Annotated in this window: 22 protein-coding genes; 4 read left to right on the top strand and 18 right to left on the bottom strand. The window is 67.6% G+C overall.

Going from position 1 to position 24,950, the window contains the following annotated elements; genetic code table 11:
• Positions 1-71 precede the first annotated feature (71 nt).
• The 4 genes from holA to ASF00_RS05135 are packed head-to-tail and all read right to left on the bottom strand — an operon-like array spanning position 72 to position 4,651.
• A complete protein-coding gene (holA, locus tag ASF00_RS05120) occupies positions 72-1,091 on the bottom strand; it encodes a DNA polymerase III subunit delta (RefSeq protein WP_055874938.1) in 1,020 nt (339 codons plus the stop codon).
• Entirely contained in the window at positions 1,088-1,618 is a 531-nt protein-coding gene (gene lptE, locus ASF00_RS05125) for an LPS assembly lipoprotein LptE (protein ID WP_055874944.1), read from the bottom strand. The genes holA and lptE overlap by 4 nt, the downstream gene beginning before the upstream one ends.
• Complete coding sequence (gene leuS / locus ASF00_RS05130; RefSeq protein ID WP_055874946.1) at positions 1,615-4,209, bottom strand: leucine--tRNA ligase; 2,595 nt, start codon at positions 4,207-4,209, stop codon at positions 1,615-1,617. The genes lptE and leuS overlap by 4 nt, the downstream gene beginning before the upstream one ends.
• A 10-nt stretch (positions 4,210-4,219) precedes the next feature.
• Positions 4,220-4,651 (bottom strand): DUF3576 domain-containing protein, encoded by a 432-nt coding sequence (locus ASF00_RS05135; protein ID WP_055875492.1) that lies wholly within the window; start codon positions 4,649-4,651, stop codon positions 4,220-4,222.
• 292 nt (positions 4,652-4,943) lie between these two features.
• Between ASF00_RS05135 and ASF00_RS05140 the strand changes: the two genes are divergently transcribed.
• The gene (locus tag ASF00_RS05140; RefSeq protein WP_200910472.1) at positions 4,944-5,651 is read left to right on the top strand and encodes a hypothetical protein; all 708 of its coding nucleotides are present in this window, start codon (positions 4,944-4,946) and stop codon (positions 5,649-5,651) included.
• A gap of 194 nt (positions 5,652-5,845) precedes the next feature.
• Here ASF00_RS05140 and ASF00_RS05145 read toward each other — a convergent pair whose 3' ends face one another.
• Complete coding sequence (locus ASF00_RS05145; protein WP_327196347.1) at positions 5,846-6,364, bottom strand: thiamine phosphate synthase; 519 nt, start codon at positions 6,362-6,364, stop codon at positions 5,846-5,848.
• A gap of 22 nt (positions 6,365-6,386) precedes the next feature.
• Here ASF00_RS05145 and ASF00_RS05150 point away from each other — a divergent pair, with 22 nt between their 5' ends.
• Positions 6,387-7,061, top strand: coding sequence for a YggS family pyridoxal phosphate-dependent enzyme (locus ASF00_RS05150; protein ID WP_055874952.1), 675 nt, complete (start codon positions 6,387-6,389; stop codon positions 7,059-7,061).
• Positions 7,058-7,720: an HAD family hydrolase gene (locus tag ASF00_RS05155; RefSeq protein WP_055874955.1), complete on the top strand. Its 663-nt coding sequence runs from the start codon at positions 7,058-7,060 to the stop codon at positions 7,718-7,720. Before ASF00_RS05150 ends, ASF00_RS05155 begins: the two co-directional genes overlap by 4 nt.
• 197 nt (positions 7,721-7,917) lie before the next feature.
• Here the strand turns inward: ASF00_RS05155 and ASF00_RS05160 are convergent, their stop codons facing one another.
• The 6 genes from ASF00_RS05160 to ASF00_RS05185 all read right to left on the bottom strand — a co-directional run bounded on the left by ASF00_RS05160 (position 7,918) and on the right by ASF00_RS05185 (position 15,243).
• Positions 7,918-8,394 (bottom strand): YdcF family protein, encoded by a 477-nt coding sequence (locus tag ASF00_RS05160; RefSeq protein WP_055874958.1) that lies wholly within the window; start codon positions 8,392-8,394, stop codon positions 7,918-7,920.
• 32 nt (positions 8,395-8,426) lie between these two features.
• Positions 8,427-9,473: a GTP cyclohydrolase II gene (gene ribA, locus ASF00_RS05165; RefSeq protein ID WP_055874961.1), complete on the bottom strand. Its 1,047-nt coding sequence runs from the start codon at positions 9,471-9,473 to the stop codon at positions 8,427-8,429.
• Positions 9,470-10,252 (bottom strand): exodeoxyribonuclease III, encoded by a 783-nt coding sequence (locus tag ASF00_RS05170; RefSeq protein WP_055874964.1) that lies wholly within the window; start codon positions 10,250-10,252, stop codon positions 9,470-9,472. The genes ribA and ASF00_RS05170 overlap by 4 nt, the downstream gene beginning before the upstream one ends.
• Before the next feature lie 338 nt (positions 10,253-10,590).
• Complete coding sequence (locus tag ASF00_RS05175; RefSeq protein ID WP_055874966.1) at positions 10,591-11,220, bottom strand: LolA family protein; 630 nt, start codon at positions 11,218-11,220, stop codon at positions 10,591-10,593.
• Positions 11,221-11,320: 100 nt separating this feature from the next.
• Positions 11,321-12,706, bottom strand: a complete 1,386-nt coding sequence (locus tag ASF00_RS05180) for a carbohydrate porin (RefSeq protein WP_055874969.1) — start codon at positions 12,704-12,706, stop codon at positions 11,321-11,323.
• 224 nt (positions 12,707-12,930) lie between these two features.
• The gene (locus ASF00_RS05185) at positions 12,931-15,243 is read right to left on the bottom strand and encodes a DNA translocase FtsK (protein ID WP_055874972.1); all 2,313 of its coding nucleotides are present in this window, start codon (positions 15,241-15,243) and stop codon (positions 12,931-12,933) included.
• 166 nt (positions 15,244-15,409) lie between these two features.
• On the opposite strand from ASF00_RS05185, the gene ASF00_RS05190 reads away from it, so the two are divergent.
• Complete coding sequence (locus ASF00_RS05190; RefSeq protein WP_055874975.1) at positions 15,410-16,624, top strand: UbiH/UbiF/VisC/COQ6 family ubiquinone biosynthesis hydroxylase; 1,215 nt, start codon at positions 15,410-15,412, stop codon at positions 16,622-16,624.
• Here the strand turns inward: ASF00_RS05190 and ASF00_RS05195 are convergent.
• From ASF00_RS05195 to ASF00_RS05225, 7 genes are all read right to left on the bottom strand, one after another.
• Positions 16,560-17,228 carry a DUF2238 domain-containing protein gene (locus ASF00_RS05195; protein ID WP_055874978.1) on the bottom strand — a complete coding sequence of 223 codons (669 nt, stop codon included), beginning with the start codon at positions 17,226-17,228 and terminating at the stop codon, positions 16,560-16,562. The genes ASF00_RS05190 and ASF00_RS05195 overlap by 65 nt on opposite strands.
• Entirely contained in the window at positions 17,228-17,410 is a 183-nt protein-coding gene (locus ASF00_RS05200) for a Trm112 family protein (RefSeq protein ID WP_055874981.1), read from the bottom strand. Before ASF00_RS05200 ends, ASF00_RS05195 begins: the two co-directional genes overlap by 1 nt.
• Positions 17,407-18,045, bottom strand: coding sequence for an LON peptidase substrate-binding domain-containing protein (locus tag ASF00_RS05205; protein ID WP_055874984.1), 639 nt, complete (start codon positions 18,043-18,045; stop codon positions 17,407-17,409). The genes ASF00_RS05200 and ASF00_RS05205 overlap by 4 nt, the downstream gene beginning before the upstream one ends.
• Positions 18,042-18,938, bottom strand: coding sequence for a tetratricopeptide repeat protein (locus ASF00_RS05210; RefSeq protein WP_055874987.1), 897 nt, complete (start codon positions 18,936-18,938; stop codon positions 18,042-18,044). Before ASF00_RS05210 ends, ASF00_RS05205 begins: the two co-directional genes overlap by 4 nt.
• 200 nt (positions 18,939-19,138) lie before the next feature.
• Positions 19,139-22,651: an error-prone DNA polymerase gene (locus ASF00_RS05215; protein ID WP_055874990.1), complete on the bottom strand. Its 3,513-nt coding sequence runs from the start codon at positions 22,649-22,651 to the stop codon at positions 19,139-19,141.
• Between the two features lie 13 nt (positions 22,652-22,664).
• Positions 22,665-24,134, bottom strand: a complete 1,470-nt coding sequence (locus tag ASF00_RS05220; RefSeq protein WP_235525628.1) for a Y-family DNA polymerase — start codon at positions 24,132-24,134, stop codon at positions 22,665-22,667.
• Complete coding sequence (locus tag ASF00_RS05225) at positions 24,103-24,885, bottom strand: ImuA family protein (RefSeq protein ID WP_055874993.1); 783 nt, start codon at positions 24,883-24,885, stop codon at positions 24,103-24,105. Before ASF00_RS05225 ends, ASF00_RS05220 begins: the two co-directional genes overlap by 32 nt.
• Positions 24,886-24,950 lie beyond the last annotated feature (65 nt).

Below are 24,950 nucleotides of genomic sequence, written 5' to 3' on the forward strand. Positions count from 1 at the left end.
CTGCGCGAAGTCGAAGCGCCTGCGCTCGGGACCATCCTTCGACTTCGCTCAGGACGAACGGGGGACGGGCGCTAGTTACGCCGGGCGATCGCCTGCGATAGCGCGACGACCGCCGCCTCGGCGACCACCCCACCGGCATTGCCCGGCGCCATGATCGCACGCTCGGCCGTCCGGACCCTCTGGATCGCGGTCGCGAGCATGACGGGCGTCCAGCGGCGTAGCGAGCGCGCGGTGCTCGCCTCTTCCTTGAAGAACACGCGGTGCCGCTTCATCACCGCATCGACCGACTCCCCGCGGTCGATCTCGCCGCGCATGTCGGCGAGCGCGATCAGGCGGCGGACGAGCTGGCGGAGCCACGGGATCGGCGACGTCCCCGCCTCTTCGAGCACGGCCAGTTCGGCGCCGAGATCGTCGACGCGTCCCTCGATCACCGCATCGATTGCGCGGCTCATCTCCGCATCGCCGAGGTCGGCGCCGACCGCGTCAAGCGCGTGATGATCGAGGTCCACCGGCCGATCGGGGGCGGCGTCGAGGTAAAGCGCAAGCTTCTCGATCTCGCGAGAAATGACGGCGCGATCGCCGCCGGTCGTGTCGACCAGCCGTCGCGCGACGCCGGGGGCAGGGCGCAGCCCGTTCTCGCCCGCGATCGTCGTCGCCAGCCGCTCGGCATCCTGCGCGGTCGGCGCGTAGCAGGCGAACGCCATCGCGCGCGGCGAGTCGATCGCGAGCTTGACGATCTTCGCGGTCGACTTGACCGTCGGCGCGATCGCCACGACCGGGTTGCCGACACGCTCTGCGGCCAGCAGGTTGGTGAACGCCTCAAGGCTTTCCTCGCCCGCCGATGCGACGCGGACGAACCGCGCTCCCGCGAACAGCGACAGCGAGGCGGCCTCGTCGGTCAGCCGGCCGGGATCACTCTTGAGTGTCGCGCCGTCGAGATCGACGCGCTCGGCATCCGCCCCCATCGCCTTGGCGAGCACGCGTGCGAGGTCGCTCGCGCCGGCCTCGTCGGGGCCGTGCAGCAGGTACAGGCGAACCTCCGACCCCGGTTTGGCCAGCGCACCGCGAATCTGGCCCGCGGACGCCTTCACTTCGCCGGCGCGGTGCCCTGCGCCGCGCCGACGGCAGGCGTATTGCGCGCGTACAGCGCGATGCGCGCGACGATCTGGTCGGCGACGATCTGCGACAGGCGTTCGAGCGCGGTGTTCTCCGCCGCGATCGTCGCATATTCGGAGCGGACGACGTCGATGCCGGCATCCGAGCCCGCGGTGGCGTCGAGCAGAACCGAGCCGTCGCCGATCCGTACCAGCTGATAGCGCGCGCGCAGTGTCCGGCGTTCGCGCGAGACGCTGTCGTCGGTCCGCACGCCGAGCCCGCTAATCTGGTCGTCGAGGCGGATATCGATCCGGTACAGCGCCGGCGCGCCGTTCGAGGGCAGGCGATCTCTGAGAGCCGTCGCCATCAGCCAGCCGTTCTTGCCCGCGATCGGCGCGATCTCGACCTGGCCGAGCGCGCCCGCGACCGGACCGCTGCTGCCCCCCGCATAGAGCGGATGCAGCCCGCAGCCGGACAAGAGCGGTGCCAGCGCCAGCGCGCCGAGGATCGCCAGCCGCTTCATGCGACGATGTTCACGAGACGGTCGGGCACGACGATCACTTTCCGGGGCGCTTTGCCCTCGAGCAGGCGGACGATCTTCTCCGAGGCGAGCGCGGCCGCCTCGACCTCGTCCTTGGGCGCGCCCTTGGGGAACACCAGCGTATCGCGCAGCTTGCCGTTGACCTGCACCGCGATCGTGACCTCGTCGTCGACCAGCATCGCCGGATCGACGATCGGCCAGGCGGCGTCGGCGATCAGGCCGTCATTGCCCGCGGTCGCCCAGGCTTCCTCGGCGACGTGCGGGACCATCGGACTGACGAGCAGCAGCAAGGTCCGCACGGCCTGTTCGCGATCCGCGGAGGGTGCTGCCTTCTCGATCGCGCTGCACAGCGAATAGAGCCGCGCGACGGCCTTGTTGAACTGCAAGGCATTGATATCGCTCTCGATACCGACCGTGGTGCGATGGCACAGCTTGCGCAACGCCATGTCGTCTGGCCGAGTATAAGCCATCCCATCGTCAGCGGATAACGGAGGACTATCGACCTCTACGACGCGCCAGAGACGCTGGACGAACCGCCACGCACCTTCGATGCCGGACTCGCTCCAGGGGAGATCGCGCTCGGGGGGCGAGTCGGAGAGCACGAACCAGCGCACCGCGTCGGCGCCGTATTGGTCGACGATCGGCTCGGGATCGACGGTGTTCTTCTTCGACTTCGACATCTTCTGTACGCGACCAACGTCTATTTCGGTGCCGTCCAGCAATGTTGCGCCCGTCGGCGTTCGGATAATCTCAGCCGGAGAATAATACCAAGTGTGCGGTATTGGCTGACCCTCGTCATCAAGGGCGCCAGCCATCGAAAAGTGCGTACGCGAATACGTCTCGTGCGTGACCATGCCTTGCGTGAACAGCCCGGCAAACGGCTCGGCGATGTCGAGCATGCCGATATGCTTCAGCGCGCGCGTCCAGAAGCGGGCGTACAGCAAGTGCAGGATCGCATGCTCGACGCCGCCGATATACTGGTTGACCGGCAGCCACTTCTCCGCACCCGTCCGGTCGAACGGCTTGGCGTCCGGCTGGCTGGCGAAGCGGATGAAATACCACGACGAATCAACGAACGTGTCGAGCGTATCGGTCTCGCGCCGCGCGTCACCGCCGCAGGACGGGCAGGGGACGTTCTTCCACGTAGGATGGCGATCGAGCGGGTTGCCGGGAATGTCGAAGCTGACGTCCTCAGGCAGGACGATCGGCAGCTGGTCCTTGGGCACCGGCACCGCGCCGCATGCGTCGCAGTGGATGATCGGGATCGGCGTGCCCCAATACCGCTGGCGGCTGACGCCCCAGTCGCGCAGGCGGAACACGGTCGTACCCTTGCCCCAGCCTTCGCCCTCCGCACGCTCGATCACGACGCGCTTGGCGTCCTCGATATCCATCCCGTCGAGGAAGTGCGAGTTCACCAGAGCGCCCGCACCCGTCCAGGCGGTGTCGCCAACGAACACTGGCGCCCCGTCATCGCCTTCGGAGACGACGCGCTTGACCGGCAGGTCGTATTTGCGCGCAAAATCGAGATCGCGCTGGTCATGCGCGGGCACGCCGAACACCGCGCCCGTGCCGTATTCCATCAGCACGAAGTTCGCGATGTAGACGGGCAGCTCCCAGCTCGTGTCGAGCGGATGCGTCGCGCGGATCCCGGTGTCGAAGCCCAGCTTCTCCTGCGTGTCGAGCTCCGCCGCGGTGGTCCCGCCACGCTTGCACAGCTCGATGAACGCGGCCGCATCCGGGTTCGTCGCGGCGATCGCGCGCGCTATCGGATGATCCGCGGCGACCGCGACGAAGCTCGACCCGAACATCGTGTCGGGGCGCGTCGTGAACACCTCGACCGAGTCGATCCCCGTCGCATTGCCCGCCAGCGCGAACTTGAACTGCAACCCCTGGCTGCGGCCGATCCAGTTCTCCTGCATCAGCTTGACCTTGTCGGGCCAGTGCTCGAGCGCGCCGAGCCCGTCGACCAGGTCGTCGGCGAAGTCTGTGATCTTCAGGAACCACTGCGACAGCTTGCGCCGCTCGACCAGCGCGCCCGAGCGCCAGCCGCGCCCGTCGATCACCTGCTCGTTGGCGAGCACGGTCATGTCGACCGGATCCCAGTTGACCGCCGATTCCTTGCGGTAGACCAGCCCCGCGGCGAACAGGTCGAGGAACAGCGCCTGCTCGTGCCCGTAATAGTCAGGCTCGCACGTCGCCAGTTCGCGCGTCCAGTCGAGCGCGAAGCCCAGGCGCTTGAGCTGCGCCTTCATCGTCGCGATGTTCGCGCGCGTCCAGCTGCCCGGGTGCACGCCCTTTTCCATCGCCGCATTCTCGGCGGGCATGCCGAACGCGTCCCAGCCCATCGGATGGAGCACTTCCATGCCCTTCATCCGACGGAACCGCGCGAGCACGTCGCCCATCGTGTAGTTCCGGACATGCCCCATGTGGATGCGCCCCGACGGATAGGGGAACATCTCGAGCACGTACGAACGCGGCTTGGTCGAAGAATCGTCAGCGGCGAACGTCTTGCGCTCGTCCCAGACCTTCTGCCACGCCGCGTCCGCCTTCAACGCATTGAAACGCGACGCCATGAGTGTGTCCTCAGCCCGCGATCGAGGCGCGACGCAGGTCGCGGGCCTTGGTCAGGATGATATCCTCGAGCTTCTGCGTCGTCGCGGCCTGGACCGGCGCCGACACCCACTGGCCGCGCAGGTTCACTTCACGCAACGCAGCCACGCGCAGCGCATCGGCGCGCAGATCCTGATCGAGGATCGACACCGTCACCTTCATCCGCTCGGTCGGGGTCTGCGGGTTGATGTACCAGTCGGTCACGATCACGCCGCCATTGGAATCGGTCTGGAGCAGCGGCATGAAGCCGAGCGTATCGAGGCTCGCGCGCCACAGATAGCTGTTGACGCCGATCGTCGTGATCTTCGACGCGGCAAGATCCGCCTTCGGACGCGCGGAACTGCCGCCGCATGCGACGAGGGGCAGGGCAAACAGCACGACTGCGATACGCGAGCGGCGGAACATGGGCATCATCCTGGCAAGAAAATCAGCCCTTGCTCTACAGGCGTGCCCGCGCGCCCGCAAGCAGACGCCCGCATCCGCCGACGAGCGCCCGAGCGGGTACCGCTTGGGCAGCGGAACACCCTGCGATCGGCAGCGCTAACGCGGCGATCTGTGTGCTGATTGCAACACTGTCGGACAATTCGGTGACGAAGGGGGAGAATGCGCAGGCCTGCGCCCTTTGCTATGGATCAATTCATGTTAGGTGCTGTTTAACAGGATCCGATTACGGGATTCGAAGGACAGATTCGTTGTGATGACGCGTGGGGGAATAGTCGGGGTGATTGCCGGGGCGCTTGTCGCCACCGCCGCGATCGTCGCGCCCGCGTTCGGCGCCAGCGAACAGCCCGCGCGGATCGCCAAGCGTAGTGTTGCCGCCGTGCGCGGTATCGGCTCGTTCACCCCCGCCGCCGCCGACCCCCGCCTTGCCGCGATGTTCGCGCGCGGTGGCTTCGACGCCGGCAGCTTCCGCTTCACGCCTGCCGAAACGCGGCAGGACAACCGCGCGGTGACCGTCGCGGTCCGTGCGCAGACCAACCGCGGCATCGCCAATACGGCCAGCCTCGCCTCGACGACGCCGACCGTCGGCATCGCGCCGATCGCCTACAGCCTCGGCATGTCGGTCGGCTGGAAGCGGTTCGCGATCTCGGGTGACGTGAACAAGCTCGATCTCGGCGGCCTGCCAGGCAGCCGTCAGGCGGCCGATCTGGCGATCAGCTACAGCGCCAAGCGGTTCAGTGGCACCGTCAAGGCTGCGGCCGATCGTCCGCTGGCGAACACGCCGCACCTGATCGAGGAAATGCCGAGCTACTCGGTCGATCTCGGCGGCTCCTATTCGCTGACGCGCAACTTGGCCGTGACCGCCGGCGTCCGCTATCGCTCGGACCGCGAGCGCTTCGTGAAGGTCGACGACGATCGCCGCGACAGCCAGGCCGTGTATCTGGGCACCGCCTTCCGCTTCTAAACGCCGTGACGATGGCTTGCCGAGAGTATGCCGGCCACAGAACGATCCCGCGTCACTTCACCCTAACTCCTCACTCCAGCAAAGCTGGGGTATCCCTCGTGGCTCGCGACACCCGCCAAACGCCAAGATCCCAGCGTGCGCTGGGATGACGGGGGAGGGGGCTCGCCGCTAGCAGCCGACGACCTCGCCCGACCCTAGCGGATCCACGCGTCGATCGCGGCCCAGCCGTTGAACCCGAACCGTCGGATCCGCCGCCACCGCGCCGCGTCCATCCCGCCGAGCGCAATGACCATCATGCCAAGCCCGCGCGCGATCCGCATCGTCCGCGCCGGACCCAACCCGGCCGCGCCGTCATGCGATCGCGTGGCGTAGACGGGCGACACGAACAGCGCATTGGCACCCGCGCGCAGGCCTGCCAGGGCTTCGGTCCGGCAATGCGCCGGCCACGTCCTGATCCCGCATGTGCGTGCACGACCATGAGCGCCGTCGGCGCGTATCGCAGAGATCCCGGCCACCACCAGCACCAGCCGCCGCGCGTGCGCCAGCCGCCGAACACGCCGCAGCAGCACGCGTCGCGCCGCCGCCGGGGTTGCGTAATGCCGAAACACCACCCCCGATCCGGGCGGCAATCGCCGGAGCGCGGGCCACAAGGCGTCGCCCATCCGCTCGTCGGTCATCAACCAGCGTTCGGGGATGGGCTTTCGAACCGACACGTCGCTGCCTATAGCGCGGGCCATGACATCTGACGACACCACGCCGCTCGAGTCCATCCGCACGCGGATCGCCAAGGCCGCCGACATCGCCGATCGCCGCGTGACCGACGTCACGCTGATCGCGGTTTCCAAGACGCACTCCGCCGACGCGATCGCGCCGCTGCTCGAACAGGGCCAGCGTGTGTTCGGCGAAAACCGCGTTCAGGAGGCGGCGGAGAAATGGCCCGCCCTGCGCGCGGCCTATCCCGACGTCGAACTCCATTTGATCGGCCAGCTCCAGTCGAACAAGGCCGCCGAGGCTGTCGCGCTGTTCGACTGCATCCACGCGGTCGATCGCCCCTCGCTGGTCGAGGCGCTGGGCAAGGCGATGGCCGCGGGCGATCGCCGTCCCGACTGTTTCCTCCAGGTCAATATCGGCGACGAACCGCAAAAGGGCGGTTGCGCGATCGCCGAGCTGCCCGCGCTGCTCGAAAAGGCGCGCGCCGCCGGGCTGCCGATCGCCGGCCTCATGTGCCTGCCGCCCGCCGATATCGAGCCGGCACCCTATTTCGCGCTCCTCGCCAAGCTCGCACGCGACCACGGGCTGACCGGGCTCAGCATGGGGATGTCCGACGATTTCGAGACCGCGGTGACGATCGGCGCGACGCATGTCCGCATCGGCAGCGCGCTGTTCGGTGCTCGGGGCGTCGCGGCATGAAATTCGACGCGCTGCTGTTCGACTTCGACGGCGTCCTGATCGACAGCGAAGCGGTCGGCAACCGCCACATTGCGGAGTGGCTCACTGCCGCCGGGCATCCGACCACCGCCGAGGAGTCGATGGCGAACTTCATGGGGCTCGCCGGGCCGCAGTTCATCGACGCGATCGAGCGCTGGATCGACCGGCCGCTGCCCGACGAGTTCTACGCCGCACGGCAGGCCGAGGACGCGCGTGTCATGGCCGCGGGCGTCGACGCGATCGAGGGGGCGGTGGCGTTCGTCCGGTCGCTCCCCGCCGACCTGCCCAAGGCGATCGTCTCGTCGAGCCCGGTCAGCTGGATCGCGCGGCATCTCGAGCATATCGGCCTGCGCGACGCGTTCGGCGATCATCTCTACAGCGGCCGCGAACATGTGACGAACGGCAAGCCCGCGCCCGACCTGTACCTGTTCGGCGCGCGCCAGCTCGGCGTCGACATCGCACGGACCGCGATCCTCGAGGATTCGCCCGTCGGCGCGACCGGCGCGGTGGCGTCTGGCGGCTATGTCATCGGCCTGTCCGCCGGCTCTCATTGCAACGTAGACCATGGCGCACGACTGAAGGCGATCGGCGTCGACGCGCTGGCCGACAGCTTCGACGACGTCGCGCGACTGCTGGGATAAGCTCGCCCCGGTTCTTGACGTCGGGGACAAGCCAGCCAGTGATAGCTACCCCCCCGGCGAAGGCCGGGGTCCAGTCGGGGAACGGCAAAAACGGCGGACGGACCTTCGTTACATCGGCCTTCCCAACTGGACCCCGGCCTTCGCCGGGGAGGTGCTGGCTTGAGGACGACGCAAACGCAACGCGTCCGCGGTGGCGGTTAGCCCCGCTTGCGCCGCCAGATCGCCCCGATCCCCGCGACCAGGTCATACGGAATCGCCGCCGCCTCTCGAGTCCGCATCTTCAGCTGATACCGACGGCTCCCCCCATGCGGCACATGGATCGCGCTCGCGGGCATCCCCAGCATCGTGAACAGCATGCGGATCCGCGGCTGGTGATAGCCGTCGGTACAGATCATGCACTGCGCATAGTCGCCCGCACGCGCGAACGCGGTCGCGGCGACCACGCTCTGCAACGTATCGACGCTCGCCTCGTCGAGATGGATCCGCGACCGGTCGACCGTCTCGGCCAGCATGTCCGCCATCACCGACGCCTCGGACGGCCCGTGCGTCCCCTTGGCGCCCGAGCAGAACAGGTCCGCATCGACATAGCGCGCCGCCGCCGCCGCCGCGAATGCGATCCGCCGCGCGAGCGTCGGGCTCGGGCTGCCGTCGGGACGGACCGCCGCGCCGAACACGACGATCAGGCGTCTGGAAGGAGAAATGTCGGTCAGAACTGGTGCCCCGTGCGATCGCGTTTCGTCGCGAGATACTGCGCGTTATGCGGATTGGATGGCAGGAAATGCGGCACGCGCTCGATCACCGTCACACCCGCCGCCGCCAGCCCGGCGACCTTGGCCGGGTTGTTCGTCAGCAACCGCACGTCGCGCTGCCCGAGCAAAGTCAGCATCCGCGCCGCCACGCCGAAATCGCGCGCATCGACCGCAAAGCCCAGCCGCGTGTTCGCATCGACCGTATCATAGCCCTGGTCCTGCAACGCATAGGCGCGCAGCTTGTTGACCAGCCCGATCCCGCGCCCTTCCTGCCGCAGGTAGAGCAGGATGCCCCAACCACTGTCGCGAATCGCGTGAATCGCGGCGTGCAGCTGCGGCCCGCAATCGCATTTCAGGCTGCCGAGCACGTCGCCCGTCAGGCACTCGCTATGCAGCCGGACCAGCGGCGGCTCGCCATTGGGTTGGCCGATCAGCAACGCGATATGCTCGTCGCCGCTTTCGGGGCTGCGGAATGCGACGATCTCCGCATCCTCCGCGCCCTCGACCGGCAGCCGCGCGCGCGTCGCGAGCGTCAGGCGGGCCGCGTCCTCATGCGCGTCGATGTCGGCGCGCGCGATCGCGACCTCGGGCTCGCCGGTGCCGAGGAAGAAGGCTGGCAGCAGCCCGGCGATCCGCGCGAGCCGCAGCGCTGCCGCGGCCGCCTCGGAATTGGCCACCGGGATCGTCCGGAACGGCCCCTTCATCGGCGTCGCCAGGTCGAACTGCGGATCGGCCAGCGCCGTCGCCGCGGCAAAGTCGATCCACGGCGCGCGATCGACCAGCACGGGCTCGGTCGGATCCGCCGCGGCGAGCTGGTTCGCCAGCTTCAACGTCGCAGCACGCCCCGACGAGATCAGCACGCCACCCGTCGCGTCCGGATCGAACGCCGCCAGCCGCGTCGGATCCGCCGTCTCGACCGCGAGCAGGACCAGGCCGTCGATCGCGATCGGCCACCCGCGCCGCAACGCGTCCACCGCGCGGGCCGCAGCACGCGGATCGCTCAAAACGCGAACTCGGTCAGGATCGGGATGTGGTCGGACGGCTTGAGCCAGCTGCGGCACCGCTCATACACATGGTGCTCCACCGCCGCCTCCGCGGCCGTACCGGTCGCCCACATGTGATCGAGCCGCCGCCCGCGATCCGACGCTTCCCAGTCCTTTGCGCGGTAGCTCCACCAGGTGTAGAGCCGCGCGGGCGCCGGATGAAAGCGGCGACCAAGATCGACCCAGTCGCCCGCCGCCTGCAACCGGGCGAGCGCTTCGACCTCGATCGGCGTATGGCTGACGACGTCGAGCAACTGCTTGTGGCTCCAGACGTCCGATTCGAGCGGCGCAATGTTGAAATCGCCGACCAGGATCGATGGCCCCGCGAGCGTCTCCGACCAGGTCGTCATCCGCTCGAGGAAATCGAGCTTCTGGCCGAATTTGGGGTTCGCCTCGCGGTCGGGCACGTCGCCGCCGGCGGGAATGTAGACATTCTCGAGCCGGACGCCGTTGGGAAGCCGGACGCCGACATGGCGCGCCTCGCTGTTCCCCTGCCAGTCGAACCGGTCGTCCTCGACGATCGGCACGCGGCTGAGAATCGCGACGCCGTGGTGCATCCGCTGGCCGTGCAGGACGATGTGCTCATAGCCCAGCGCGCGGAACGCCTCGAACGGGAAGTCGCCGTCGATGACCTTGGTTTCCTGCAGGCACAGGATGTCGGGTTGCTCGTCGCGCAGAAACTGTTCGACGATGGCGATCCGGAACCGGACCGAGTTGATGTTCCAGGAGGCGATTTTCACAGCCGCGATGTAGCGTCGGGTGAGGGACGGGACAAGCAAGCGTCGAACCAAGAAGGCGCCATCGGCAAAGCCGCTGTCGTCGACCGGGCCCTAGAGAAGCAGGGGCCCGTCGGCCGTGTTCGGGCGAGTCGCGCAAAATGCTTTTGCGCGCCGCCCTTCACATGAAATGACCCCCGCTCCGGGGGCATGGAGCGAGGGCCGACTCAGCGTTCGTCACGCAGGCAGACTGTGGAGAAACCATCCGGGCAACAGGGGGAAAAATCCCGAATGCCCCACATCCGCGGCCCACTCTCTAGGGACCGAAACCTGTCGCTGGCATGAATGACGCGAAAGTTATGTTACTTTCTTCCACCCGTGCGGCGCGGATCGTTCCACCGGAAGGTGTTGTCGCTGACCGCGTCGCCGAACTTCTGGTTGGTCAGGCGGATCGTCGTCCGGTTGTTCTGGCTGTCGAGCGCGACCCAGCCCTGTAGCATCAGCCCACCCGGCGCGCCCGCGTTGCGCACGAACACCAAGGTGATCCGGCCATATTCGGGATGCTTGGGATCGTTCGCCTCGACCGACACGATCCGCTGGTCATAGCCGGGCACGAGCTTGGCATAGCGCGTGATGTCGCGCGTCGGGTCGAGCAGCACGCCCAGCGGCGAGTTCTTGATCGGCCAGCGCTGTACCTGCTTGACCGAATAATCGATGAAGGTCAGCGCGCCGCCCTCCGCGACGATCAGGATCGGCACGCCCTTCTCATATTGGAAGCGCAGCTTGCCGGGCTTCTTCAGCGTCAGCACGCCGGTCAGCACCTTGCCGTTGCGATCCGCCTGCGAAAAATTCGCGGTCATCGTCTCGACCGATTGGAGATGCTTCTGGACGGCGGCGAGATCGCCGGTCGCCTGGGCGGCGATCGGCGTCGGCATGGCGGCGACCGAGAGGGCGGCGATCGTCGCGATCACCGCGGGGCGGGTATTGAACATCGAAATCTCCTTGAAGCGCGGACAATTGCCGCCCCGCGCTTGAACCGCCACTGAATTCGGTACTTCGTCAGGATGACGGGGAGGGCGCGAAGACCGCCCCCTACAGCGTGATCGCCCCCTTCAACCCGAGCACGCCGACATCGCGGGCGTCACGGACGCCGCCCGGATTATGGATGACCTGCACGTTCGGCCGCAATTCCAGCCACCGGGTCGGGTGCACGCTGTAATAGATCTCCGACGCATATTCGGCATCCTGCACCGCCGGCCGGGTCGGGTCGAGTGCCTCCCCTTTAGCGACGCGCCCGTTCACATTGGTCCGCGCGACGCCGAATCCGAGGATATCGCCCGGTCGCCACGGCACCAGCCCCTTGTAGAACAGCCCCGCCGCGATCTGGTTATCGGTGGTCGAGGTCGCGCGATCGGCCTGGGTCGCGTTGAGGAACACGCTGAGCCCGGTGACCGACTTGCCGTCCTTCGACGTGCCCGTGATCTGCTGCTGGACGTTGAAATATACGCCGTAGCGCGCGCTGCGCCGCAGCGGGTTCAGCCCGGTGATCGCGATCGGCTGGCGGTTCACGTCGTAATACACGTCGTCTCCGTTCGACGTGTTGACCCAGCCGCCGACCTTGTACGCGCCGACCCGGCCGTCATCGTCGCCGCGCCGCCATTCGGCCTCGATCGGGATCAGCGCGCCGGTCGCGCCGTGGAACCGGCCGATCACGAAGTCCTTTTCCAGGTTGCGCGGGTTCACCTCATACGCGGCGGTCTTCAGCGTGACATGGTCGTTGACGTCGTAGCGCAGCCGCGCGCCCCATTGCCCGACGGGCCAGTTCTGCCAGTAATCGCCGACCAGATTGCCCGGCTGCGCCCCGCAGAAACTGAGATTCTGGAAATAGCAGGAGAACACCGCGAAATCCTCGCCGGGATTGGTGCGGCCGATCTTGAGCTCGAGTTTCTCGCCCAGCGTCTGCTCGTACCAGAACTGCGTCAGGCGCAGCGTCTGGCCGCGGCCATAGACCTCCTGCACCTGTTGCAGCACGCCGAGATTGGCATCGGCACCCAGATCGCGACCGCGGCGATAGGTGAGCGTCGCCTGGAACGCGCCGCCCTTCAATCCGACGACCTTGTCGAGATCGAGCAACATGCCGACGTCAAACTGCCCGGTCTCGCGCAGCAATTTCCTGTCGCCGCCCGAAAAATTATAGCCGCTTTCCGAGGCGTAGCGTGCGCTCAGCCCGATACCGCGATCCGCCAGCTTCTTGCGGATATCGAACCAGTCGGCGAACAGCCCAGGCGGCGGCGTGCGCCGCGTATCGGCGGTCAATGCGGAGGGCGAGAGATCGCTGTCGCGGCGAACGCCCGCGCGGGGGCGATGCTGCGTATCGGTGGCGGTGCTGCCGGGGGTCTGTTTCGCGATGTCCTGCGCCGAAGCCTCCGCCGATAGCGCGAGCGCCAACGCCGCCACCCACAACCGCCGAAACCCCATCAATCCCACCTGTTCTCAGTCACTTGTAGAAGCCCCGTAGACCGCGCTTCGCGCGTCCGAAACCCTTGTCGAAATTGGCCTGACGCAACGAGCGGTGACCTCCTCGTTCTCCCGCGAACGCGGGAGCCCAGGGTTCCAGACGATAGCGTCAGTGGCTCCTGGCCCCCCGCGTTCGCGGGGGAACAATGCTGGTGTCTCAAGGGACTGAACGAGCGAGGCCAACCCTAGATCGCGTGGCCCTCGGTATCGCGCAGCACTTCGCGCCGTCCGACATGATCGGGCCGCCCGACGATGCCGTCCTTCTCCATCCGCTCGATCAACCGCGCGGCCGAGTTATAGCCGATCCGCAACTGTCGCTGCAGCCACGAGGTCGATGCCTTCTGCGATTCGCACACCAGCTGGATCGCCTGGCGATATTGCTGGTCCTCCGCCGAATCCTCACCCGTAGGCGATCCCTCCAGCGCGAAGCTCTCCTCGGGCTCCTCGGTCACCGACGAGATGTAATCGGGCAGCCCCTGCGAGCGCCAGTGATCCGCCACCAGGCGCACTTCGTCATCGGTGACGAATGGCCCGTGAACGCGGACGATGCCCTTGCCGCCGGGCATGTATAGCATGTCGCCCTTGCCGAGCAGCTGCTCCGCCCCCTGTTCGCCGAGAATGGTGCGCGAATCGATCTTCGACGTGACGTGGAAGCTGATCCGCGTCGGCAGATTGGCCTTGATGACGCCGGTGATGACGTCGACCGACGGCCGCTGCGTCGCCATGATCAGGTGGATGCCTGCCGCGCGTGCCTTCTGCGCGAGCCGCTGGATGAGGAATTCGACTTCCTTGCCCGCGGTCATCATCAGATCGGCGAGCTCGTCGACGATCACCACGATCTGCGGCAGCACGTCATATTCGAGCTTCTCCTCCTCGTACATCGGCGCGCCGGTGTCAGGGTGATAGCCGGTCTGCACCTTCCGCCCGAGCGGCTGCCCCTTGGCCTTCGCGCCACGCACCTTGTCGTTGAACCCGGCGAGGCTGCGCACGCCCACCGAGGACATCTGGCGATAGCGATCCTCCATCGTCTCGACCGCCCATTTCAGCGCGCGGACGGCCTTGGCGGGATCGGTCACGACCGGAGACAACAGATGCGGGATGTCGTCGTACATGCTCAGTTCGAGCATCTTCGGATCGATCATGATCATCCGGCACTGGTTCGGCGTCAGCTTGTACAGCAGCGACAGGATCATGCTGTTCAGGCCGACCGACTTACCCGAGCCCGTCGTGCCCGCGACCAGCAGATGCGGCATCGGCGCGAGATCGGCGATCACCGAATCGCCCGCGATGTTCTTGCCGAGAATGATCGGCAGCTGCGCCGACTGGTCCTCGAACGTCTGGCTACCGACGAGCTCGTGCAGGGACACCGCCTCGCGCCGCGCATTGGGCAGCTCGATCCCGATCACGTTGCGCCCCGGGATCACCGCGACGCGCGCGGAAATCGCGGACATGTTGCGTGCGATATCGTCGGCCAGCGCGATCACGCGGCTCGCCTTGATGCCGGGCGCGGGCTCCAGCTCGTACATCGTCACGACCGGGCCCGGCCGCACCTCGATGATCGATCCCTTCACGTGGAAATCGTCGAGCACGTTCTCCAGCAGCCTTGCGTTGCGCTCGAGACCCGCCTTGTCGACGACATTGCCCTGGCTCGGCGGCGACGGAGTCAGCAGGTCGAGGCTGGGCAGCGTGAAATTGTCGCGCAGGTCGAGCGACGACTGGCGCTCTTTGGGCTTGGCCTGGCTCGGCGCAGTCTGGCGATCGGCGATGACCGGGGCAGGGCGCGGATCGGGCTCGGCGAGCGCGCGCGGCTCGACCGGCTTGCGCGTCAGGGTCAGCGGCTCGTCGTCGTCCTCGTCGATCTCCGCAAAGCCATCATAGCCGAGCGCCTCGGTGCGATTGCGGCGGGGAAAGCGCCATTTGCGCTCGCCGAGATCGATCTCGATGCTCTTGCCCCAGACGATCGCACCCGCGATCGCCGCGACCAGCCCGATCGCGCGCGCGGACCAGAGCTCGGCGACCGGCTCGCCGACAAAGCTGAGCGCCCAGTGGACCGCACTCGCGACCGAAAGCCCGATCACGCCGCCCCATCCGGCGGGCAGCGCGAGCACCGACGAGCCCGAGACGAACGCCAGCGCGCTCGCCATCAGCGCGACGCCGATCGCCGCGCCGCGCAGCATCCGCACCCAGTGGCCCAGCGGCAGGTCGCGCCATAGCCGCAGCCCGAGGATCGGCCCGATCGGCAGCAGCAGCGCCACCGCGGGGCCGAACAGGGTGAGCGCGATATCGGCGAACCACGCGCCCGGCGGCCCGACCAGATTGGCCGGCGACCCGCCCGACGCGGTGTTGAGCGCAGGGTCGCTCGGGTGATAGCTCGCCAGCGCCAGCGCCATCAGCAGCGTGCCGACGAACAACGCGATCGCCGCGATCAGCGCACCGCTGCGGACGGCACCCGCTTTCACCGTCTCACGCCACAAGGCTGGCTGCGCGCGGCTGGCCATGACCCGTATTCTCCAGAATCACTATAATAGGGTTAGTGCATCGCGCTGGGCTGGTCGGACGTCAAGCCGACCCCGTCGGCAATGCGCGGTCACGAGCGGACAACACGGGTTAAACCGCGCCCGGATCGGCGTTGGCAGCGACCGGCTGGCGGGATAGAGCGGCGTCATGGACACAGATGTAATCATCCTCGGTGGCGGGCTGGTCGGCGCGACGCTCGCCGTGGCGCTCGACGTGCACGGCATCTCGACGATCGTGATCGATCCTGCCGACCCCGCGGTGACGCTGGCGCCCGGCTTCGACGGCCGCGCGTCTGCGGTGGCGAGCGCGAGCCACCGCATGCTCGACGCGATCGGCGTCGGCGCGACGCTGGCGGGGCAGGGCTGTGCGATCCGCCAGATCCGCGTCAGCGACGGGCTCGAACCCGGCGCGCTCGATTTCGTCCCCGCCGCCGACGATGGCGCGCTCGGCACGATGTACGAGAACAAGCTGATCCGTCGCACGCTGTTCGATGCCGCCACCGCAGCCGCCAATGTCGACCTGCGCATGACGACGCGCGCGACGTCGGTCGACCGCGCCGACTCGGGCGTGACCGTCACGCTCGACTCGGGCGCCGTGATCCGCGCCCCGCTGCTGATCGCCGCGGAGGGCCGCAACTCGCCGACTCGCGAGGCCGCGGGGATCACCATCGCGCGCTGGTCGTACGATCACACCGCGATCATCGCCGCATTCCACCACGAACGCCCGCACGACGACGTCGCCTACGAGATCTTCTATGCGAGCGGCCCGTTCGCGCTGCTCCCGCTTCCCGATGACGCCGACGGTCACCGCTCCGCGATCGTCTGGACGGTCGACGCGAAGAACGCCCCCGGCATGTTGAAGCTCGGCGACCGCGCATTCCTCGCCGAAGCCGAGAAGTCGATGGGCGGATTCCTCGGGGCGCTGTCGATGGCGACGCCGCGCTCGTCCTACCCGCTCGGCTTCCACCACGCCGCGCGGATCACCGATACGCGGCTCGCGCTGGTCGGCGACGCAGGCCACGGCATCCACCCGATTGCGGGGCAGGGCCTCAACCTCGGTTTCCGCGACGTCGCGACGCTCACCGAAGTGCTGGTCGAGGGCAAGCGCCTCGGCCTCGATCTCGGCGATGCGGCGTTGCTCGCGCGCTACCAGCGTTGGCGTGGGCTCGACACGTTCATGACCGCGGCGGCGACCGACACGCTCACCCGCCTGTTCGGCCTGCCGGGCAAGACCGCCAGCGCGGTCCGGCGTTTCGGGATCAGCGCGGTCAACGCGATCCCGCCGCTGAAAGATCGCTTCATGGCCGAGGCGCGGGGCGAAAGCGGCGACCTGCCCAAGCTGCTGCAGGGCATGACGATCTGAGGCGGGCGATCTGCCCATCATGAGACCGTGACAGCAGGATCAGCGCCAGCGCGGCGCCGAACAGGCACATCAGCATGTCCCATTGCGTATCCCAGGGGTCGCCCTGCGTCCCCAGGAACGCGTCGGCGCCTTGGCCGAGCGCGACCGCGGCCCCGAACTCGATCAGTTCGTACAGCGCGCTGACCGACAGGCAGTAAGCGAGCACGGTGATCGCCAGCACGCGGCCCGCAGCGATCACGCCGGTCAACACCAGCACTTCACGCAGGACGATCGCGGGCACGAATCCCTGCATCAGATGCCCGAACCGATCATAGGGATTGCGCGCGAGATGCAGCCAGTCCTGCACCGCAAACCCGATCGGCACGCGCGCATAGGTATAGGTGCCGCCCAGCATCAACACGAGACCGTGCACCGTAATCAGCAGCAGCGCGAGATCGGTGAAGACGAAGCGCCGGCGCAGACTGACCAGCATCGGGAACGCGATCAGCACGGGGGCGATCTCCATCCACCACGTCGCTCGGTCGAACGGCGCCCAACCCGATGAGACGAGGCCGATTCCCCAGACCGCGCCGAGAATCGACAACCGACGATCGGCCGAAGGCATCAGGCGGGGACGTCGGTCCGTCGGGCTTCCTCGACTAGCATCACCGGAACGCCGTCACGGATCGGATAGGCCAGACCCGCCGCCTCGGACACCAGTTCCTGTGCAGGCTCGTCATAGCGCAACGCCGTGCGCGTCATCGGGCAGACCAGTCGCTCGAGCAGCCAGGGATCGAGCGCGCTCACTGCAACGTCACCGATTCGTCTCCGTCGTGCCGCCCGAAAAACTGCATCAGCTGGATGATCAGCTCGGCGCGGTGTTCGATGTCCGGCGCCTCGAGCAACGCCTGCTTGGCCGCCGAATCGAACGGCGCGATCTGCGCGATGCCGTTGACCAGGCTCTCGTCGTCGAGCCGTCCGACCGCATCCCAGTCGACCGCATAGCCCTGCATGTCCGCGAACCGGCGCGATTCCATTTCGAGCGACGAACGCCGCCCGAGCGACAGCGTATCGTCCTCGATCGCCGGCAGCAGCTCGGCCTCGACCTGCCGGAACGCGGTCGTGACGTCGAGCTCGCGGACGATGCGGAACAGCGCGATGCCTTCCAGCACGACATTGTACCGCCCGTCGTCGAGTGCCTCGACCTCGGCGATCTTGCCGACGCAGCCGATGTCGTACAGCGCGTCGCCATCGTCATTAGCCCCGCCCCGCGGCTGGATCATCCCGATCCGCCGGTCGCGCGCCATCGCATCGCTGATCATCGCCCGATAGCGCGGCTCGAACATGTGCAGCGGCAAGTGCATGCCCGGGAACAGCAGGGCCCCAGGCAGCGGGAAGATCGATAGACGCGTGGTGGCGCGAGGGGGCGACTCGGTGGTCATCCGAACAGGATCGCAGACAGACGCCGCCGCTGTCCAGAGACCCAGGGGTCTTCGAGCCCGACGACCTCGAACAGCTTGAGCAACTGCGCGCGCGCCGCGCCCTCGTTCCAGTCGCGCTCGGTGGCGATGATGCCAAGGAACGTGTCGGCGGCCGCATCGCGGTCGTTCGCGGCCATCTGGCCGTTGGCGAGCGCGAAGCGGGCATGCAGGTCGTCGGGGTTCGCCTCGACGGCAGCGAGCAGCGGCGACAGGTCCGCAACCGGTGGCGCGGACTGCGCGAGCGCGAGCGCTGCCTGCGCGCGGTGGATCGCCGGGTCGTTGGCGATCGCCGGATCCAGGTTCGCCAGCCAGTCGCTCGCTTCGTCGAGCTGCCCGGTCGCGACCAGCGCGCGGACGAAGCCGGCATGGACCTGCGGATGCTCGGGCGCGATCTCGGCGATTTCGCGGAACAGCCCCAGCGCGCGCTCGCCGTCACCCGCGGCAAGCGCCTCTTCGCCGATCGCGATCAGCGGCTCGACATCGGCGGCCGGATCCGCCGGCTCGGCCTCGATCGGCAGCTGCTTGAGCAACTGGTCGAGCAGGACCCGCAGCTGCGACTCGGTGCGCGCGCTGGTCATGTCGGCGACCAGCTGGCCCTGGAACATCGCATAGACGGTCGGGATCGACTTGATCTGGAATTGCGCGGCGATGAACTGGTTCTTGTCGGTATCGACCTTGGCCAGCACGACGCCCTTGTCGGCGTAATCCGCGGCGACCTTCTCCAGCGTCGGCGTCAGCGCCTTGCATGGCCCGCACCATTCGGCCCAGAAATCGATGATCACGAGCTTCGTCATCGACGGTTCGACGACATCGCGACGGAACGCTTCGACGGCGTCCTTCTCCGCGGGGGACATTCCAAGCGTGGCCAAGTTCAACTCCCGTGTGGTTCTGCCCGCTATTTGGGGGCGCTCGCGATGAATGCCACCTCTAGGATGGATCGGTACGCACGACAAACCGCGCCTGCTACCCGTCATCCAGGGCTCGACCCAGGATCCAGAACCACGGAACCCGCCGCGCCTGGCTCTGGATCCCAGCCTTCGCTGCGATGACGGCGTCAATGGAAGTCGCGAGACTTGGGCAGGACACGGACGTCGCGCGGATGTGTCGCGCGAGGATGTCGTTCGCGAGCATCCGGACTTCGCGTCAGCACCGGACGGATCACCTCGTCGACGCGGGCGAGCGGCGGCTCCATCGCATGGTCCTCCGATAACAGCCGCAACATGTCGCTGCGATCCTGCACGCGCGCGGTCATCAGGTGCGTGACGCCTTCCTCGCTGCGCTGGATCACGCCCTCCAGCACCATCAGCCGCGACGCCATCACCGCACGCCGGTTCGCCTCGAAATCGCGCGCCCACATCAGCCCGTTGGTGATCCCGGTCTCGTCCTCGATCGTCACGAAGATCGCATTGCCCTTGCCCGGCCGTTGGCGGACCAGCACGACGCCCGCGACCTTCGCGCGGCGGCCGTCCTTGGTCGCATTGGCTTGCGCGCTCGACAGGATGCCTTCCGCTGCGAACCGTGCGCGGAGAAAGCTCATCGGATGCGCCTTCAACGACAGCCGCGTCGTCTGGTAATCCGCGGCCACCTGTTCGGACAGCGGCATCGCCGGCAGATGCGCGTCGGGCTCGGCCCCGAGCTCGGGCACCTCCGCCGCGACAAACAGCGCGAGCTGCTTGGGTGGCGTCCGGCGGACATCCCACAACGCCTCGCGCCGCTCCTTCGCGACCGAGCGGAACGCGTCGGCATCGGCGAGCAGGTTCATCGCCCGCTGCGGCAGGTTTGCGCGGCGGGCGAGGTCCTCGATCCCCGCGAACGGCGTGGTCCGAACGCGGACGATCTCGTCGGCCCAGTCCTGACGGAACCCATCGACCTGCCGGAATCCAAGCCGCAAATCCTCCCCGGCACGGGGAGGGGGACCATCCGCAGGATGGTGGAGGGGGCCCGCCGCATACGTCCCGCCCGGAAGGGTGGCAGATGCAATCGCACCGTCCGCAACGGCCCCACCCGCAAGCGATCCGTCTGCGGAAGCCCTCCTCCACCCCGCTTCGCGCGGTCCCCCTCCCCGTGCCGGGGAGGATAAGCTGTTATCCCACGCGCTCGCATTCACATCGACCGGCAGCACGGTTACGCCATGCTCCACCGCATCGCGCACCAGCTGCGCGGGCGCATAAAACCCCATCGGCTGCGAATTGAGCAGCGCGCAGCAGAACACCGCGGGGTGGAAGCATTTGATCCACGACGACACATAGACCAGCCGCGCGAACGACAGCGCATGGCTCTCCGGAAACCCGTAGGAGCCGAACCCCTCGATCTGCTTGAAACACCGCTCGGCAAACTCCGCCTGATAGCCGCGCGCGACCATCCCGCCGATCAGCTTGGCCTGGAAATTGTCCATGCCGCCCACCTTGCGGAACGTCGCCATCGACTTGCGGAGCTGGTTCGCCTCGTTCGGCGTGAACCCCGCGGCGACGATCGCCAGCTTCATCGCCTGTTCCTGGAACAGCGGCACGCCGTAGGTGAAGCGCAGCAGCTGCTGCAACTCGTCGGGCGGCCCGAACTTGGGATCGGGCGAGGGGAACTCGACCTTCTCCTTGCCGCTGCGCCGCCGGAGATAGGGATGCACCATGTCGCCCTCGATCGGCCCGGGCCGGACGATCGCGACCTGCACGACGAGATCGTACAGGACGCGGGGGCGGAGCCTTGGCAGCATGTTAATTTGCGCGCGGCTCTCGACCTGGAACACGCCGATGCTGTCGCCCTTGCACAGCATGTCGTACACGCGCGGGTCCTCGGCGACCGCGATCGTGTCGAGCAAATGATCGCCGTGGCCATGCTCACGCATCAGGTCGAACGCCTTGCGGATACAGGTGAGCATCCCGAGCGCGAGGATATCAACCTTCATCAGTCCGAGCGCGTCGATATCGTCCTTGTCCCATTCGATGAAGGTGCGGTCCTCCATCGCGCCGTTATGGATCGGCACCATCTCGTCGAGCCGGCCCTGGGTGAGCACGAACCCGCCGACATGCTGCGACAGATGACGCGGAAATTCGAGCAGCCGGTCGACCATCCCGCGCAGCCGCGCGATCTCCGGGTTTTCGATGTCGAACCCCGTTTCGGCAAAACGCTGTTCCTGGAAGCGGCTTGAGAAACTGCCCCACACCGTGCTCGTCAGCCGCTGCGTCACGTCCTCGGTCAGCCCCAGCGCCTTGCCGACCTCGCGCACCGTGCTCTTGGGCCGGTAATGGATGACGGTCGCGGCGATCGCGGCGCGCTCGCGGCCATAGCGGCGATAGATATACTGCATCACCTCCTCGCGCCGCTCATGCTCGAAATCGACATCGATATCGGGCGGCTCGTCGCGCTCGCTCGACACGAACCGCGAGAAGAGCAGGTCGTATTTCATCGGATCGACCGAGGTGACGCCGAGCAGGTAGCACACCACCGAATTGGCCGCCGAGCCGCGCCCCTGGCACAGGATCGGCGGGTCCTGCGCGCGCGCGAACCGGACGATGTCGTGCACGGTGAGGAAATAATAAGCGTATTTGCGCTCGCGGATCAGCACGAACTCTTCGTACAAAAGCTTCAGCATCTTGGCCGGCACGAGATAGTCGTAGCGGTCGAGCGCGATCTGCCAGACGAGATGCTCGAGCCACGTCTGCGCGTCCCAGCCCGCCGGAATCGGCTCGTGCGGATATTCGTATTTCAGGTCGTCGAGCGTGAAGGCGATTTGGCCTAGCAGCCGCGCGCTCTGCGCCACCGCGTCGGGGCGATCGCGGAACAGCCGCGCGATCTCGCCTTCGGGCTTCAGATGCCGCTCGCCGTTCGCCGCGAGCAGCCGCCCCGCCTTGTGGATCGTCGTGCGCTCGCGGATGCAGGTGACCACGTCGTGCAGGTCGCGATCGTCGGGATAGGCATAGAGCGCATCGGTAGTCGCGAGCACCGGCACGCCCGCCGCATCCGCGATCCGGCCGAGCCGCGCCAGCCGCCGCCGATCGCGACCGCCGCGCGGCATCGTCACGCCTAGCCAGATCGACTTAGCACCCAGCCGCTTCACCGCGCGTAAGATCGTCGCAAGATCGCGCTCTCTCCGTTCGGGTAGCGCATCCCCCTCGGGCAGCGGCGACACCGGCGTCGTGCCGCGCGCGCTGCTCTCGGGCATCACCACCAGCATCATGTCCGCATGATGCGCGATCAGGTCGCCGAGCCCGAGAATGCAGCCGCCCTTTTCGGCACGGCGATTGCCGACCGTCAGCAACCGGGTCAGCCGCCCCCAGCCGAGTCGCGTCGCGGGATAGGCGATGATGTCCGGCGTGCCGTCCGCGAACACGAGCCGCGCGCCGACCACCAGCCTGAAGGCGATCGGCGGCATCGCCATGCCCAGCAAACCGTCGCGCGCCTTTTTCAACGCCTGGTGCGCGCGGACCACGCCCGCCACGGTGTTGCGATCGGCGATCCCGATCCCGTCGAGCTTGAGCTCCACCGCGCGGCCGACCATCGCGCCCGCATCGCTGGCCCCGTCGAGGAACGAGAAATTGGTCCCCGCGACCAGTTCGGCGAACCCGGTCATGACGCGGGAGGGGTCACGCGAACACGCCGTGGAGGTACCAGCGCGGTGCCTCCATCTCGGTGTACAGCCCATGGCGGAAGATCCAGAAGCGTCGGCCGCGGCGGTCCTCGATCCGGTAGTAATCGCGCGTCGGGATATCCTCGCGCCGCCACCATTCGCCCGCGATCCGTTCCGGCCCTTCGCTATGCGCGACGTCGTGGACGGTGCGGCGCCAGCGGAAGCGGTGCGGCGGCCCGTCGGGGACCTCGGCCATCATCGATTCAATTGGCTGCGGCGGGTCGAACAGATAGATCGGGCGGAGCGGCGGCTCGCCCGTCTCGGGCGCGACCCACGGGGTCGGGGCGGGGGTCTCGGCGGCGGGCAGCATCAGTTCGGCCTGTTCGGGAATATGGCTGTCGCGCGCGGAAAACCGACGGACGCGCGCCCGGCCCAGCCGCGTGCCGAGCTGATCGACAAGCGCGGCGACCTCCCCCTTCTGTGCCTCGCCGCCCTCGAGCTTCAATTGCGATGCATCGAGTTTTTCGGCGAGCGCAACGTCGAGCCGGACCATGTCATAGCCGAACCCCGGGTCGAGCGGATCGGCGAGGCTGTCGATCCGCTCGCGGAACAGCCGCATCAGCAGCGGCACGTCGCGCGTCGGCTGGCCGGTCTCGATCCGCAACCGCTGGACCAGGCCATCCGCGCGGAATAGGCGCGCCTCCCACCGCCGGCCGCCTTCGTGACGCTCGACCAGCTGGACGGCGGCCTCGGTGGCAAGCTCGGCCAGCATTTCCAGCGCGTATTCGGTCCGTGCGATCGGTTCGGCGAAGCAGCGCTCGACACCGATCTTCGGGACCGTGCGACGCGCGATTATCGGGCCCTTTATCGATCCGTCGAGCCGGCGGATCATCATCGCCGCCTCTTCGCCGAACCGCGCCGCGATCACGCTAAGCGGGCGCGCCATCACGTCGCCGACCGTTTTCAGCCCAGCGCGCGACAGTGCGGTCGTCGCATCCTCATCGAGGCCCAGCGCGGCGACGGGCAACCGCTTGACCGCACGCTTTTCATCGGGGGCAGGGGCGCCCGCATAGCGTGCCAGTGCGCGCGCGGTATCGGGCGTGTCGCCAAACGCGTGGCGCACCAGCAGCCCACGTCGTGCGAGGCGTTCCTCGAGATCGGCCGCCAGCCGCCGCTCGCCCTCGAACTCGTGGACGCACCCGGCGATATCGAGGATCAGCCCATCGGGCGCGTCGAGCGCGACCGACGGCGTATAGCGCTGACATCCGTCCGCCAGCCGCTCTAGCCATTCGTGATCGGCATGCGCGTCATGCTCGTACACCTCCAGCTCGGGCACCCGCGCACGCGCATCCGCCAGTGTCAGCCCCGGTTGAAGTCCGGCCCTCATCGCCTCGCGGTCGAGCGCCTTGAGCCGGACCCCGCCCGACACCGTCTCGACGAACGCGATCGGCGTCTCAGCCCGTCCGACGAACAGATGTGGCCGCATCGTCCGCAGCCGCTCGATCGGCAGCCACGGAAATACCAGCGCCAGGTAGCGCCGCGGGATCGCCAAAGACGAAGGCGGTTTGGTCGAAAATATACGCGTCACGGTCCCACTCCACACGCCAGCGAAGCCCGGCCTGGCCTCCGCGTCGACGCAGCAATTCGATATCGAAGGCAGGTTTGCCCGGCGCGTCGGCCTCCAGCGGTCTCGACCGACACGCCGCGACCTGCCAGCGCGACGCCGCGGCGCTCGGCACCGGGTCTGCACCAATGCGTAAACTCAGGATCGTCACGCCCGAGGCTTCGGCGGCCAGCATCAGCCGGCGCGTCGCGGTCAGGTCGATCTTCGGCGCACGACCCCAGGACTCGATCAAAAGCGTCCCCAGTCCATGGCACCGCGCGGCATCGGCGGCCGCACGCAGCAAACCCGCCTCGTCCTCGACCAATCCCAGCACCAGCGAGGTCACGTCGAGCCCCATCTCGACCAGTCCGGTCGCATGCAGCCGCCCGCCCTGACGCTCGCTCGCCTCGGTCCTGAGCCACAGCACCGGGGCCGCACGTGCCGCCAACAGGGTGGCGACGGCGAACCCCGCGCCGCTCGCCGAATCGTCGACGCTCGCGAAAATCTCGTGCAGCTGCGCCTTGGCCATGCCCTGTGTCAGCCAGGCATCGTCGGCCCGGCCGTCACCCTGGGTCGGTATCCCGGTCGTGGCGATCCGCTTCAGGCGGGCAATCAGGGCGGACGACTCGTTCACAATTGTTCTTGTAATGTTCTATGCGGGGAGTCGCCAAGCGGAATCGTGAATCGCCTGACCGCTTT

Origin of the sequence: Sphingomonas sp. Leaf34 (assembly GCF_001421805.1) — a bacterium.
In the GTDB taxonomy this organism is placed as follows: Bacteria; Pseudomonadota; Alphaproteobacteria; order Sphingomonadales; family Sphingomonadaceae; genus Sphingomonas.